Source organism: Pseudomonas sp. NPDC085632 (genome assembly GCF_044541255.1).
Lineage (GTDB): Bacteria > Pseudomonadota > Gammaproteobacteria > Pseudomonadales > Pseudomonadaceae > Aquipseudomonas.
This window is the reverse complement of sequence record NZ_JBITSX010000002.1, coordinates 41,857-56,941: the sequence shown is the minus strand read 5'-3', so window position 1 is coordinate 56,941 and position 15,085 is coordinate 41,857. Positions and strand designations below refer to the sequence as shown.

The 15,085-nt window shown below is 60.3% G+C and carries 11 protein-coding genes; all 11 read left to right on the top strand.

Annotated features, from left to right (window positions below; genetic code table 11):
• Positions 1-149: 149 nt before the first annotated feature.
• The 11 genes from hutH (ACIF4X_RS02125) (at position 150) to ACIF4X_RS02075 (ending at position 15,004) form a co-directional block, all read left to right on the top strand.
• On the top strand, positions 150-1,673 hold the full coding sequence (gene hutH, locus ACIF4X_RS02125) for a histidine ammonia-lyase (protein ID WP_397480746.1): 1,524 nt from the start codon (positions 150-152) through the stop codon (positions 1,671-1,673).
• Between the two features lie 116 nt (positions 1,674-1,789).
• Positions 1,790-3,322, top strand: coding sequence for a histidine ammonia-lyase (gene hutH, locus ACIF4X_RS02120; protein WP_397480745.1), 1,533 nt, complete (start codon positions 1,790-1,792; stop codon positions 3,320-3,322).
• Positions 3,323-3,684: 362 nt separating this feature from the next.
• Positions 3,685-4,890: an imidazolonepropionase gene (gene hutI / locus ACIF4X_RS02115; protein ID WP_397480744.1), complete on the top strand. Its 1,206-nt coding sequence runs from the start codon at positions 3,685-3,687 to the stop codon at positions 4,888-4,890.
• A gap of 10 nt (positions 4,891-4,900) precedes the next feature.
• The gene (gene hutG, locus ACIF4X_RS02110) at positions 4,901-5,704 is read left to right on the top strand and encodes an N-formylglutamate deformylase (protein ID WP_397480743.1); all 804 of its coding nucleotides are present in this window, start codon (positions 4,901-4,903) and stop codon (positions 5,702-5,704) included.
• Between the two features lie 244 nt (positions 5,705-5,948).
• Positions 5,949-6,920 carry a prolyl aminopeptidase gene (pip, locus tag ACIF4X_RS02105; RefSeq protein ID WP_008080611.1) on the top strand — a complete coding sequence of 324 codons (972 nt, stop codon included), beginning with the start codon at positions 5,949-5,951 and terminating at the stop codon, positions 6,918-6,920.
• Positions 6,917-7,354, top strand: a complete 438-nt coding sequence (dtd, locus tag ACIF4X_RS02100; protein ID WP_397480742.1) for a D-aminoacyl-tRNA deacylase — start codon at positions 6,917-6,919, stop codon at positions 7,352-7,354. The genes pip and dtd overlap by 4 nt, the downstream gene beginning before the upstream one ends.
• Positions 7,355-7,704: 350 nt before the next feature.
• Positions 7,705-9,486: a glucan biosynthesis protein G gene (locus ACIF4X_RS02095; protein ID WP_397480741.1), complete on the top strand. Its 1,782-nt coding sequence runs from the start codon at positions 7,705-7,707 to the stop codon at positions 9,484-9,486.
• The gene (mdoH, locus tag ACIF4X_RS02090; protein WP_397480740.1) at positions 9,479-12,049 is read left to right on the top strand and encodes a glucans biosynthesis glucosyltransferase MdoH; all 2,571 of its coding nucleotides are present in this window, start codon (positions 9,479-9,481) and stop codon (positions 12,047-12,049) included. Before ACIF4X_RS02095 ends, mdoH begins: the two co-directional genes overlap by 8 nt.
• 358 nt (positions 12,050-12,407) lie before the next feature.
• Positions 12,408-13,205, top strand: a complete 798-nt coding sequence (locus ACIF4X_RS02085; protein ID WP_034152980.1) for a transporter substrate-binding domain-containing protein — start codon at positions 12,408-12,410, stop codon at positions 13,203-13,205.
• 112 nt (positions 13,206-13,317) lie between these two features.
• The gene (locus ACIF4X_RS02080) at positions 13,318-14,277 is read left to right on the top strand and encodes an amino acid ABC transporter permease (RefSeq protein WP_397480739.1); all 960 of its coding nucleotides are present in this window, start codon (positions 13,318-13,320) and stop codon (positions 14,275-14,277) included.
• Positions 14,270-15,004 (top strand): amino acid ABC transporter ATP-binding protein, encoded by a 735-nt coding sequence (locus ACIF4X_RS02075; RefSeq protein WP_397480738.1) that lies wholly within the window; start codon positions 14,270-14,272, stop codon positions 15,002-15,004. The genes ACIF4X_RS02080 and ACIF4X_RS02075 overlap by 8 nt, the downstream gene beginning before the upstream one ends.
• The last annotated feature ends 81 nt before the right edge of the window (positions 15,005-15,085 follow it).

Here is a 15,085-nt window from a genome sequence, read left to right as displayed (position 1 = left end):
AAGCCAGCTCCCACAGGGGTTGTGTGAACAATGAGAGCTGGCTGGCCCAGTTCCTACAGAGATTTTGTGAACACAGGAGATCCTGTGGGAGCTGGCTTGCCAGCGATGAGGCCGGTAAAGCTGCATCAATATTACGGTTGAGGTTTTAGATGTCCCAGGCTGAAAAAATCGTTATCACCGGCGCCCCTCTGCGTTGGCAGGACGTGGTTGCCGTCGCCCGTCACGGCGCGCAACTTGAGCTGTCCAGCGACACCTGGGCGCGCATCGAAAACGCCCAAGGCATCGTCCAGCGCATCGTCGAAAGCGGCGAGCGCGCCTATGGCGTCAACACCGGCCTGGGCGGTTTGTCCAACGTCTCGCTGCAAGACGAACAACTCAGCCAGCTCTCGCGCAACACCTTGCTCAGCCACGCCTGTGGCGTCGGCCCGGTACTCGCCGACGAGCAGACCCGCGCGATCATCTGCGCCGCCATTCACAACTACAGCCACGGCAAATCCGGCATTCATCGCCGCGTCGTCGAAGCGCTGCTGGCGCTGCTCAATCGCGGGATCACCCCGCAAGTGCCGTCGCAAGGTTCGGTGGGCTACCTGACCCACATGGCGCACATCGGCATCACGCTGCTCGGTGTCGGCAATGTCAGCTATCGCGGTCAGATCACCTCGGCGCAACAGGCGTTGGCCGAAGAGGGCCTGCAACCGGTGCAACTCGGCGCGAAGGACGGTTTGTGCCTGGTCAACGGCACGCCGTGCATGACCGGCCTCAGCTGTCTGGCGATTGCCGATGCCACGCGTCTGGTGCAGTGGGCCGATGTCATCGGCGCCATGAGCTTCGAAGCGCAGCGCGGTCAGATCGACGCGTTCGATGCCGAGATCATCGCGCTGAAACCGCACCCGGGCATGCAGCAAGTCGGGATCAATTTGCGCGCATTGCTCGACGGCAGTGAAGTGATCGCGTCGAGCAAAGGTATTCGCACGCAAGATGCGCTGAGCATTCGTTCGATCCCGCAGGTGCACGGCGCGGCGCGTGATCAACTCGATCACGCGATCAAGCAAATCGAAGCCGAACTCAACGGCTGCACCGACAACCCGTTGTTGCTGGGCACTCCGGACAACTTCCGGGTGATGTCGCAAGCCAACCCGCACGGGCAATCGGTGGCGATGGCGGCGGATTTGCTGGCGATTGCCATGGCTGAAATCGGCTCGATCGCCGAGCGTCGTCTCGATCGTCTGGTCAACCCGCACGTCAGCGGTCTGCCGGCGTTTCTGGTCGCAAATCCAGGGGTTAACTCCGGAATGATGATCGTCCAATACGTCGCCGCATCGTTGTGCGCAGAAAACCGCCAATTGGCGCAACCGGCGGTGCTCGACAACTACATCACTTCGGGTCTGCAGGAAGACCACTTGAGCATGGGCACCAACGCCGCACTGAAGCTGCACCGCGCGCTGGAAAACTGCACGCAGATCCTCGCCATCGAATACCTGCTGGCGGCGCAGGCGTTTGAGTTTCTCAAGGACCTGCGCTTCGGCGCGGGCACCGATATCGCTTGGCGACTGCTGCGCGAAAAAGTCCCGGCCTACGATCAGGATCGCTGGCTGGCGCCGGACATCGCTGCCGCTGCGAGCGTGTTGAAAAACACGCATCTGCCGCACAACGTTTTACCGAATTTGCACTGACCAATACCCACGCCAGCGTGCCAAGGCGCGACTCCCCAAAAGGCGAGACGCGACGGACAACGGACATCTCCGGAGCGTCTGGCGAGTTAATAACAAACTCTCAAAAGGAGCACAAAATGACTGCGCTGAACCTGATTCCCGGCCAACTGAGCCTGGCCCAACTGCGTGACGTCTACCTCAACCCGGTCAAGTTGACTCTGGATAACAGTGCCTCGGCGCAGATCGAAGCCAGCGTCGCCTGTGTCGAGCAGATCCTCGCCGAGAATCGCACCGCGTACGGCATCAACACTGGTTTTGGCCTGCTGGCCTCGACACGCATCGCCAGCGAAGACCTGGAAAACCTCCAGCGCTCGCTGGTGCTGTCCCATGCCGCCGGTGTTGGCCAGCCGATCAGTGATGAGCTGGTGCGGCTGATCATGGTGCTCAAGGTCAACAGCCTCAGCCGTGGTTTTTCCGGCATCCGCCGCGTGGTGATCGATGCGCTGATTGCGCTGATCAACGCTGAGGTGTATCCGCACATTCCGTTGAAGGGTTCGGTAGGTGCTTCGGGCGATCTGGCGCCGTTGGCACACATGTCGCTGGTGCTGCTGGGCGAGGGCAAGGCGCGCTACAAGGGTGAGTGGATGGAAGCTACTGAAGCGCTGAAAGTCGCCGGCCTGAGGCCGCTGACTTTAGCGGCTAAAGAAGGTCTGGCGCTGCTCAACGGTACTCAGGTTTCCACTGCGTTTGCATTGCGTGGTCTGTTTGAAGGTGAAGACCTGTTTGCCGGTGCTTTGGCGCTGGGCGGTCTGACGGTTGAAGCGGTATTGGGTTCGCGCTCGCCATTCGATGCACGTATTCACGCGGCGCGTGGCCAGAAAGGTCAGATCGACGCGGCTGCCGCTTACCGCGATCTGCTCGGTGAACGCAGTGAAGTCTCGGACTCGCACCAGAACTGCGAGAAGGTTCAGGATCCTTACTCGCTGCGTTGCCAGCCGCAAGTCATGGGTGCCTGCCTGACCCAGTTCCGTCAGGCCGCTGAAGTGCTGGCGGTGGAAGCCAACGCGGTTTCCGACAACCCGTTGGTGTTTGCTGCTGAAGGTGACGTGATTTCCGGCGGTAACTTCCACGCCGAACCAGTGGCCATGGCCGCTGACAATATGGCGCTGGCCATTGCGGAAATCGGCTCGCTGAGCGAACGGCGTATCTCGCTGATGATGGACAAGCATATGTCGCAGCTGCCGCCGTTCCTCGTCGCCAATGGCGGGGTGAACTCCGGTTTCATGATTGCTCAGGTCACCGCTGCGGCGCTGGCCAGCGAAAACAAAGCACTGTCCCATCCGCATTCGGTGGACAGCCTGCCGACCTCGGCCAACCAGGAAGACCACGTGTCGATGGCGCCGGCGGCTGGCAAGCGTCTGTGGGAAATGGCTGAAAACACCCGCGGGATTCTTGCGGTGGAATGGCTGGCGGCGGTGCAGGGACTGGATCTGCGTAACGGCCTGAAGACCTCGGCGAAGCTGGAACAGGCACGGGCGATACTGCGCAAGGAAGTGCCGTTTTACGAGAAGGACCGCTTCTTTGCGCCAGACATCAATGCGGCGACTGAGTTGTTGGCTTCGCGGTGTTTGACCGAGCTGGTTTCAGCGAAGTTGCTGCCTAGTTTGTAAGTGTTTTTTCAGGGAGAGCTTTGTTGTTACTGACATCGATCCCCCTCACCCCAGCCCTCTCCCCCATGGGGGAGAGGGGGAAGGGAGCCGATCTTCGTGGTTTTCAGAGCCTGAGTTCAGCTCAAGATTTTCAGGTTGATGTACCTCGACAGAACAACACGGTCAGTCCTTTTTCGTCCCTGTGAGAGAGAGGGAAAAGGGCGCCGGTCTCGGTGAGCTTCAAGACCTGAGTTCGGCTCAAGACTTTCAGGTCGGCGCACCTCGACAGAACAACACGGTCAGTCCCCTCTCCCTCCGGGAGAGGGCTAGGGTGAGGGGCTTTTCAAGGCTGCCCACCAAACCAACCCCAACGGAGGCCAACAGTGAAAACCCTCTGGCAACACTGCAACGTTGCAACCATGGCGCAGGGCGTCTACTCGATCATCGAGGATGCGGCCATCGTGACGTCCGGTGCGCTCATCGAGTGGATCGGCCCGCGCAATCAATTGCCCTCCGGCGAATACCCGGCGGTCAATGACCTGCAGGGCGCGTGGGTCACCCCCGGCCTGATCGATTGCCACACCCACACGGTGTTCGGCGGCAATCGCAGCGGCGAATTCGAAAAACGTCTGCAAGGCGTCAGCTATGCCGAAATCGCGGCATCCGGCGGCGGTATCGCCAGCACCGTGCGAGCGACGCGTGAAGCTACTGAAGACGAGTTGTTCGCCAGCGCCGCCAAACGCCTGAAAAGCCTGATGCGCGACGGTGTGACCACGGTGGAAATGAAGTCCGGCTACGGTCTCGATCTGGCCAATGAACGCAAAATCCTCCGGGTCATCCGACGGTTGGCCAAAGAGCTGCCGATCAGCGTACGCAGCACCTGCCTCGCCGCCCATGCGTTGCCGCCGGAATACAAGGATCGTGCCGATGATTACATCGCGCTGATCTGCACGGAAATGCTGCCCGCACTGGCCGCCGAAGGGCTGGTCGACGCCGTGGATGCGTTCTGCGAATACCTGGCGTTCTCGCCGGAACAAGTCGAGCGTGTGTTCATCGCCGCGCAAAAACTCGGTCTGCCGGTGAAGCTGCACGCCGAACAACTGTCGTCGCTGCACGGCTCCAGCCTCGCTGCGCGCTATAAGGCGTTGTCCGCCGATCACCTGGAGTTCATGGACGAGGCTGACGCCATCGCCATGGCCGAGTCCGACACCGTCGCGGTGCTGCTGCCCGGCGCGTTCTACTTCCTGCGTGAGACCCAGTTGCCGCCGATGGAAGCCCTGCGCAAGCACAAGGTGAAAATCGCCATCGCCAGCGACCTCAACCCCGGTACCTCGCCGGCGCTGTCGTTGCGCCTGATGCTGAACATGGCTTGCACCTGCTTTCGCATGACCCCGGAAGAAGCCTTGGCCGGCGCCACCATCCATGCGGCGCAAGCGCTGGGCATGGCTGATACTCACGGTTCGCTGGAAGTCGGCAAGGTCGCGGATTTCGTGGCCTGGCATATTGATCGTCCGGCGGATCTGGCCTATTGGCTCGGCGGCGATCTGGACAAACGCGTCGTGCGTCACGGCGTCGAATCAAATCTGTAGGAGGGCGTTTGTGGATAAGGTTCTGAGCTTCAAACAAGGGCGCGTGCCGCTGCTGATCAGCATGCCTCACGCCGGTGTGCGCCTGACGCCTGCGGTGGAAGCCGGGTTGATCCCCGATGCGAAAAGCCTGCCGGACACCGACTGGCACATCCCGCAGCTCTACGATTTTGCTGAAGAACTGGGCGCCAGCACCTTGGCCGCCGAGTATTCGCGTTTTGTGATTGACCTGAATCGTCCGTCCGACGACAAACCGTTATATGCGGGCGCTACCACCGGGCTCTACCCGGCGACGCTGTTTGACGGGATTCCGTTGTTCCGCGAAGGCCACGAGCCGTCGAAAGAAGAACGCGCGACTTATCTGGAGCAGATCTGGACGCCGTATCACCGCACGCTTCAAGAAGAGTTGGCGCGGCTGAAAGCCGAATTCGGTTACGCGCTGCTGTTCGATGCGCACTCGATCCGCTCGATCATCCCGCACCTGTTCGACGGCAAACTGCCGGACTTCAACCTCGGTACCTTCAACGGCGCCAGTTGTGATCCGCAACTGGCCAGTCAGCTCGAAGCAATCTGCGCCGGCCACAGCAACTACAGCCACGTGCTCAACGGCCGCTTCAAGGGCGGCCATATCACCCGCCATTACGGCAACCCGGCCGAGAACATCCACGCGGTGCAACTGGAGTTGTGCCAGAGCACCTACATGGAGGAGTTCGAACCGTTCCGCTATCGCGCCGACCTGGCCGAGCCGACGCAAGTCGTACTCAAGGAACTGCTACAAGGCTATCTGGCCTGGGCAAAGTCTCACTACACCGGCTGATCCACCCCTGTAGGAGCTGCCGAAGGCTGCGATCTTTTGATCGTTCCCATGCTCTGCGTGGGAATGCAGCCCGTGACGCTCCGCGTCACTGGACGCGGAGCGTCCCAAGAGGCATTCCCACGCAGAGCATGGGAACGATCAGGCTCCGGAGCATGCTCATTGACGTAAATCGGGTTTATGATGCCCAACGGCAGAATAATAGAAGTCCCCCCAGGGATGACCTCGACCCCTTACGGAGCGCGCAATGCAGACTTTGTTTCCGCAGATCAAACCTCACGCCCGGCACGATCTGGCTGTCGATGACACCCATACGTTGTACGTCGACGAAAGCGGTTCACCGGAGGGTTTGCCGGTTGTGTTCATTCATGGCGGCCCCGGCGCCGGCTGCGACGCGCAAAGTCGTCGCTATTTCGATCCCAACCTCTATCGCATTGTCACCTTCGACCAGCGCGGTTGCGGGCGCTCCACGCCGCACGCCAGCCTGGAAAACAACACCACCTGGGATCTGGTCGCCGACCTTGAGCGCATCCGCAAACACCTGGGCATCGACAAATGGGTGCTGTTCGGCGGCTCGTGGGGTTCGACCCTGGCGCTGGCCTACGCGCAAACCCACCCTGAGCGCGTTCACGGTCTGATCCTGCGTGGGATCTTTCTCTGCCGTCCGCAGGAAATCGAGTGGTTCTATCAGGCCGGCGCGAGCCGTCTGTTCCCGGATTACTGGCAGGATTACATCGCACCGATCCCGCTTGACGAACGCGATGACCTGCTCAGTGCATTCCACAAACGCCTGACCGGCAACGACCAGATTGCGCAGATGCACGCCGCCAAAGCCTGGTCGACCTGGGAAGGGCGCACCGCGACCCTGCGGCCGAACCCGCTGGTGGTTGATCGCTTCTCCGAGCCGCAGCGCGCGCTGTCGATTGCGCGGATCGAATGCCATTACTTCACCAATAACGCTTTCCTTGAGCCGAACCAGCTGATTCGCGACATGGGCAAAATCGCTCATCTGCCGGGCGTGATCATTCACGGCCGCTACGACGTAATCTGCCCGCTCGACAACGCCTGGGAATTGCATCAAGCCTGGCCGAACAGCGAACTGCAGGTGATCCGTGATGCCGGTCACGCCGCCTCTGAACCGGGCATCACCGATGCGCTGGTGCGCGCCGCGGGCAACATGGCCCGGCGCCTGCTCGACCTGCCGCCTGAAGAAGCATGAAGGGGCTTTTACAGCGCGTTCGCGGTGCGCGCGTCGAAGTAGACGGAGCGGTAGTGGGCGCCGTTGATCACGGTTTGCTGGTGCTGGTGGCGGTCGAACCCGACGACTCGCGTGCCAGCGCCGACAAACTTCTGCATAAGCTGCTTAACTATCGGGTATTCAGTGACGCGGAGGGCAAGATGAACTTGTCCCTCGCCGATGTCGGTGGCGGGTTGCTGCTGGTCTCTCAGTTCACCCTGGCGGCCGACACCAAAAGCGGGTTGCGCCCGAGCTTTTCGACGGCGGCGCCTCCGGCCTTGGGCGAGGAATTGTTCGACTATCTATTGAGCAGTGCGAAACAGGTGCATGGCACTGTGGCATCAGGTAGATTCGGCGCCGATATGCAGGTGCATTTGGTCAACGATGGCCCGGTTACCTTTTTGTTACAGACCTGAAAGCGCTTGAAACACCTTTTTGGGAAATTTCGACTGTTTTTAGGGTGTTTTCGCGATAAATACTTTGTTACCCCTGATGCGTTGTCATGCGGGCTACTAGATAATCGCGCGCACTGGGATCAGCGTTCGCTGATTCATTTTTGACTTAGGTAGAGACTTGTCCGGATCCGATTGGGGAATCATTTTGCCCCAGCGGAGTCGGAACAATGCTCGCCAACTTGGCAAGGGTGTTCTGGAAGGTCGGCTTTTCACTGCCGAAAATCTCAAAGGCACTTCATCTGGCCGTTGGTTTATTGATCTGTTTTCGGCGAGGGTTGCTCGTGATTGTTAGTCCCTGTAATGCAGCAAAAATGTCTGCCAAACGCATGCGAAGTGCCCTGGTAGCGGGTTCGGCGCTCCTGTGCCTGCTCAGCGCCGGCCAGCTTTGGGCGTTCAATCTTGACGATGTATCGGCGAAGGCTAAAGAACTGGCCGGGCAGAAGTTCGAAGCCCCGCGCAGCAACCTGCCGAACGAATTCCGCGACATGAAGTTCGCGGATTATCAGAAAATCCGCTTCCTCACCGAAAAGGCTGAGTGGGCTGATCAGAAGACCCCGTTCAAATTGTCCTTCTATCACCAGGGTATGCACTTTGATACGCCGGTGAAAATCAACGAAATCACGGCGAACACCGTCGAAGAGATCAAATATGATCCGACGCGCTTCGATTTCGGCGACCTGAAATTCGATCCGAAAGCCACCGAACAGCTGGGTTATGCCGGTTTCCGTGTGCTGTACCCGATCAACAAGGCTGACAAGCAAGACGAAATCATGACCATGCTCGGCGCGAGTTACTTCCGCGTTGTCGGCAAGGGCCATACCTACGGCCTCTCGGCACGTGGTCTGGCGATTGATACCGCGCTGCCGTCGGGTGAAGAATTCCCGCGTTTCCGCGAGTTCTGGATTCAACAGCCGAAGCCGGGCGACAAGCACCTAGTGATCTTCGCCCTGCTGGATTCGCCACGCGCTACCGGCGCCTACCGTCTGATCCTGCGTCCGGGCAGCGACACCATTGTCGACGTCAAGGCGCAGATGTTCCTGCGGGACAAGGTCGGCAAACTGGGCATCGCGCCGCTGACCAGCATGTTCCTGTTCGGCGCCAACCAGCCGTCGAAAGTCCTCAACTACCGTCGTGAACTGCACGACTCCAGCGGCCTGTCGATCCATGCCGGCAACGGCGAGTGGATCTGGCGCCCGTTGAACAACCCGAAACACCTGGCCGTGAGCAACTTCAGCATTGAGAACCCGCGTGGTTTCGGTCTGCTGCAACGTGGTCGCGACTTCAGCCACTACGAAGACCTCGACGATCGCTACGACAAGCGCCCAAGCGCCTGGATCGAGCCGAAGGGCGAGTGGGGCAAGGGCACCGTTGATCTGGTAGAAATTCCGACCGCCGACGAAACCAACGACAACATCGTTGCGTTCTGGAGCCCGGAAAAAATGCCGGAGCCGGGCCAGCCGCTGGACTTCGCCTACCGCATGCACTGGACCATGGACGAATCGGCAATTCACGCGCCGGACAGCGCCTGGGTTTCGCAGACCCTGCGTTCGACCGGTGACGTCAAGCAATCGAACCTGATCCGTCAGCCGGACGGCAGCGTTGCCTATCTGGTCGACTTCGAAGGTCCATCGCTGGCCGCGCTGACCCCGGATGCCGACGTGCGCAGTCAAGTCAGCGTTGGCGACAACGCCGAACTGGTTGAGAACAGCGTGCGCTACAACCCGGAAACCAAGGGCTGGCGCTTGACCCTGCGGATGAAGATCAAGGACGCGAGCAAGTCGACCGAGATGCGTGCCGCACTGGTTCAACCAGTCGTGACCGCTGATCTGGCGAAATCGGTGCCGGCGTCCAACTCGTCCGTTGCCAAGGCTGACAAGGTTGCCGCCAAGCAACAAGAGAAAATCGATAAGGAAGCCAAGGCCGCCGAGGCCAAACAGGCCGACGCCAAGCCAGCGGCAGAAGCCAAGGACAAGGCCAACAAAGACGCCAAGCAGCCTGTTGCTGCCGACGCGGCCCCAGCCACACCGGAATCGGCACCGACTGAAGAAGTCCTGACCGAGACCTGGAGCTATCAGTTGCCTGCCGATGAGTAACTCTCAAGTACAGCCAGAGACTCTGTCCGAGTATCTGGCGCATCTGCCGATGACCGACGAGCAGCGCGCGGAACTCGCGGGCTGCCAGTCGTTCAGCGAGTTGCATGAACGCCTGTCGTCCTCGACATTCGACGCACCTGCCGAAGCCGCCCAGGCTTCGGTGGGCAAGCGTCTGATCCTGAGCACTGCCGAACAGCTGGAAGAAGCGGAGATGCTGGTGCTTGATGCCAGCGGTCGCGTCAGCCTGAAGGCAACGCCGCCGATCCGCCGCACCAAGGTCGTTCCGGAGCCGTGGCGCACCAATATTCTGGTGCGTGGCTGGCGTCGTATGACCGGTCGCACCAACCCGCCGCAGCCGCCGAAAGACGAGAACGTCCTGCCGGCTGCGCGCTGGCGCACCGTCGGTTCGATCCGTCGCTACATTCTGTTGCTGCTGATGCTTGGCCAGACCATCGTCGCTGGCTGGTACATGAAAGGCATCATGCCGTACCAGGGTTGGTCGTTCGTCGATCTGGAAGAAGTCCTGCATCAGCCGTTGCTGCAGACCGCCACGCAAGTGCTGCCGTATGCGCTGCAAACCAGCATCCTGATTCTGTTCGGGATTTTGTTCTGCTGGGTGTCGGCCGGTTTCTGGACCGCGTTGATGGGCTTCCTCGAGTTGCTCACCGGTCACGATAAATACCGTATTTCCGGCAAAAGCGCCGGCAACGAGCCGATTGCCAAAGACGCGCGTACCGCGCTGGTCATGCCGATCTGCAACGAAGACGTGCCGCGCGTGTTCGCCGGTTTGCGCGCTACGTTCGAATCGGTCGCCGCCACCGGTGATCTGGATCGCTTCGACTTCTTCGTCCTCAGCGACAGTAACGACACCGATATCTGCGTCGCCGAGCAACAGGCCTGGCTGGACGTCTGCCGCGAAGCCAAAGGTTTCGGCAAGATCTTCTATCGTCGCCGTCGCCGCCGTGTGAAACGCAAGAGCGGCAACCTCGACGACTTCTGCCGTCGTTGGGGCGGTGACTACAAGTACATGGTCGTTCTCGATGCCGACTCGGTGATGAGCGGCGAGTGCCTGACCAGTCTGGTGCGCTTGATGGAAGCCACGCCGGACGCCGGGATCATCCAGACCGCGCCGCGTGCGTCGGGCATGGACACTCTCTATGCGCGTATGCAGCAGTTTGCGACCCGCGTGTACGGCCCGCTGTTTACCGCCGGGCTGCACTTCTGGCAGTTGGGTGAATCCCACTACTGGGGTCACAACGCGATCATCCGCATGAAGCCGTTTATCGACCACTGCGCCCTGGCGCCGTTGCCGGGTAAAGGCGCGTTCTCGGGGGCGATTCTGTCTCACGACTTCGTTGAAGCCGCGCTGATGCGCCGTGCCGGTTGGGGTGTATGGATTGCCTACGACCTGCCGGGCAGCTACGAAGAACTGCCGCCGAACCTGCTCGACGAACTCAAGCGTGACCGTCGCTGGTGCCACGGCAACCTGATGAACTTCCGTCTGTTCCTGGTCAAAGGCATGCACCCGGTGCACCGCGCGGTGTTCCTCACCGGCGTGATGTCGTACCTGTCGGCGCCGTTGTGGTTCTTCTTCCTGGTGCTGTCGACCGCGCTGCTGGCGGTGAACACACTGATGGAGCCGCAGTACTTCCTTGAACCACGTCAGCTTTATCCGCTGTGGCCACAATGGCACCCGGACAAGGCGATCGCGCTGTTCTCGACGACCATCGTGCTGCTGTTCCTGCCGAAACTGTTGAGCATCATCCTGATCTGGGCCAAGGGCGCGAAAGAGTTCGGTGGCAAGTTCAAGGTGACCTTGTCGATGCTGCTGGAGATGTTGTTCTCCATGCTGCTGGCACCGGTGCGGATGATTTTTCACACCCGTTTCGTCCTGGCCGCGTTCCTCGGCTGGGCCGCGACCTGGAACTCGCCGCAACGTGACGACGACTCGACGCCATGGAGCGAAGCAGTCAAACGCCACGGCCCGCAGACTCTGCTGGGCTTCTGCTGGGCTCTGCTGGTGATCTGGCTGAACCCGAGCTTCCTCTGGTGGCTGGTGCCAATCGTCGGTTCGCTGATGCTGTCGATCCCGGTGTCGGTGATCTCCAGCCGTGTCGGTCTGGGTCTGAAGTCCCGTGACGAGAGCCTGTTCCTCATCCCTGAGGAATACAATCCGCCACAGGCGCTGCTGGCGACTGATCAGTACACCCACGAAAATCGTTACCACGCCCTCAACGACGGTTTTGTCCGCGCGGTGGTCGACCCACAGCAGAACGCTTTGGCGTGCTCGCTGGCAACCTCGCGTCACGGTCAGGCCGAGCCGATCGAGTGGCTGCGTCAGGAACGTGTGCGTCACGCGATCAAGGTTGGCCCGGCCGGGCTGAACAACCATGATCGTCTGCAATTGCTGAGCGACCCTGTTGCCTTGGCGCGTCTGCATGAGCAGGTTTGGGCTGAAGGTCATGCCGAGTGGCTGGATGCGTGGCGGGCTTCGGTGAAAGCTGATCCGCATGCGCCGCTGCTGCCGTTGCGACCGGTGAGCCTGCAGGCTCAGCCGGCCTGATGAAGAAACCCCGCGATGTTGCGGGGTTTTTTTTGCCTGCTGAAAAGCCCCTCACCCTAGCCCTCTCCCAGAGGGAGAGGGGACTGACCGAGTTGAATGTTCGAGATACGCCGACCTGAGATATTGAGTCGAACTCGAGTTTTGAACATTCCCCGATCTGCTCCCTTCCCCCTCGCCCCCTTGGGGGAGAGGGCTGGGGTGAGGGGGAGCGATCTTGATTGTTAAACAAATCGTCCATTAAACCTTGTGCAAAAAAACGAGTGCGTTAGCATCCGTCCCCGAATTGGCGCACCCGGGCTTTTTGGCCCATTTCTGTTGGTTTTCGCGCCGCATACGCAATGGTTTTGGGGACTTGAAGATGAAGAAGTATCTGTCGATGCTGCTGGTCGGCGTCACGGCACTGGTTGCAGTCAACGCGGCGCAGGCTGGCGCGATCGATGACGCGGTCAAGCGCGGCACGTTGAAAGTCGGTATGGATCCGACCTACATGCCGTTCGAAATGACCAACAAGCGCGGCGAAATCATCGGCTTCGAAGTCGACATCCTCAAAGCCATGTCCAAGGCCATGGGCGTCAAGCTGGAGCTGGTTTCCACCGGTTACGACGGCATCATCCCGGCGCTGATGACCGACAAGTTCGACATGATCGGCAGCGGCATGACCCTGACTCAGGAGCGCAACCTGCGCCTGAACTTCAGCGAACCGTTCATTGTGGTCGGCCAGACCCTGCTGATCCGCAAGGAACTGGAAGGCACCATCAAGTCGTACAAAGACCTGAACACCGCCGACTACCGCATCACCTCCAAGCTCGGCACCACCGGCGAAATGGTCGCCAAGAAGCTGATCTCCAAAGCCAAGTACCACGGCTACGACAACGAGCAGGAAGCGGTGCTCGACGTGGTCAACGGCAAGGCTGACGCCTTCATCTACGACGCCCCGTACAACGTGGTCGCGGTGACCAAGGTCGGCGCCGGCAAGCTGGTGTTCCTCGACAAGCCGTTCACCTACGAGCCATTGGCGTTTGGTCTGAAGAAGGGCGACTACGACAGCCTCAACTTCATCAACAACTTCCTGCACCAGATCCACGAAGACGGCACCTACGATCGCATCCATGACAAGTGGTTCAAGAGCACCGAGTGGCTCAAGGACATGGAATAACGCGCATCCGCTGATCGTTCCCACGCTCTGCGTGGTAACGCATCCTGTGACGCTCCGCGTCCCGAGCGGCATTCCCACGCAGAGCGTGGGAACGATCATCCGAGAACCTGCAATGAAACAGAAAAAAGCCCAATGGCCCTGGCACGTCCTCACCGTGCTGGTGCTGGTCGGCCTGGCGGGCGCGTTGTATTACGCGACGTCGCTGATGTCTTACGAATGGCGCTGGAACCGTGTGCCGCAGTACTTCGCCTATCAGGCGGAAGAAACCCAGCGTGCCACGGACATTTCCACCGTCACTGAACTCGTGCGCAAGGGCAGCAGCGCGCAAGTCACCCTGCGCAATGACGCCGGTGACGAGCAGCACCTGACCGTCGACGAGAACAGCCTGCAATTCGCGCAGGGCGACGATGTGGCCGAAGGTGACGTCGTGGGCGTGACCCGGCATTGGGCGGCAGGGCCGCTGTTGTGGGGACTGTGGACGACGCTTTGGCTGTCAGTCGTTTCCGGGATTCTCGGGTTGCTGATCGGTCTGATCACCGGTCTCTGCCGTCTGTCGAACAACCCGACCCTGCGCGACCTCTCGACGATCTATGTCGAACTGGTACGCGGCACGCCGCTGCTGGTGCAGATATTCATTTTCTACTTCTTCATCGGCACGGTGATGAACCTGTCCCGCGAGTTCGCCGGGATCGCCGCACTGTCGCTGTTCACTGGTGCCTACGTGGCGGAGATCATCCGTTCCGGCGTGCAATCGATTGCGCGGGGCCAGAACGAGGCGGCGCGCTCGCTCGGCTTGAGTGCCGGCCAGTCGATGCGCCATGTGGTACTGCCGCAAGCGCTGAAACGCGTGCTGCCGCCGCTGGCCGGGCAGTTCATCAGTCTGGTCAAGGACACCTCGCTGGTGTCGGTGATCGCCATCACGGAGCTGCTGAAAAGCGGCCGTGAAGTGATCACCACTTCGTTTTCGCCGTTCGAGATTCTGTTCTGCGTCGCCGGTCTGTACCTGTTGATCAACCTGCCGCTGTCGAAAATCGCCAGCCGGCTTGAGCGGAGGCTCGCGCAAAGTGATTGAAGTCCGCGATCTGGTAAAAGTCTTCGACACCCGTGGGCAAGTGGTGCGCGCGGTGGATAACGTCAGCACCACGGTAGCCAAGGGCGAAGTGCTGGTGGTCATCGGCCCGTCGGGTTCCGGCAAATCGACCTTCCTGCGTTGCCTCAATGGTCTGGAAGAGTTCGATTCCGGCTCGGTGAGCATCGATGGTCTGCAACTGGCCGACCCGAAAACCGACGTCAACGCCTACCGCCGTGAAGTCGGCATGGTGTTCCAGCATTTCAACCTGTTCCCGCACATGACCGTGCTGGAAAACCTTTGCCTGGCGCAGAAAGTCGTGCGCAAGCGCGACAAGAAGGAGCGCGAAGCCAAGGCGATGGAGTTGCTGAAAAAGGTCGGCATTGCGCAGAAGGCCAACGAATTTCCGTCACGCTTGTCCGGCGGTCAGCAACAGCGCGTGGCGATTGCCCGGGCGCTGGCGATGGAGCCGAAGGTGATGTTGTTCGATGAGCCAACCTCGGCGCTTGACCCTGAGATGGTCGGTGAGGTGTTGGACGTGATGAAAAACCTGGCCGTGGAAGGCATGACCATGGTCTGCGTGACCCACGAGATGGGCTTTGCCCGGGAAGTGGCGGATCGGGTGTTGTTCTTCGATCACGGCAAGTTGCTGGAAGATGCCGCGCCGGCGGAGTTCTTTGATGCACCGAAGGATCCGCGCGCGCAGGCCTTCCTGCGTCAGGTTCTGTAACTGCGGCGTCCTCTCGGACGCCATCGCTGGCAAGCCAGCTCCCACAGGGTTTGTAGTCGATCACAAAGTTTGTGTTCAACA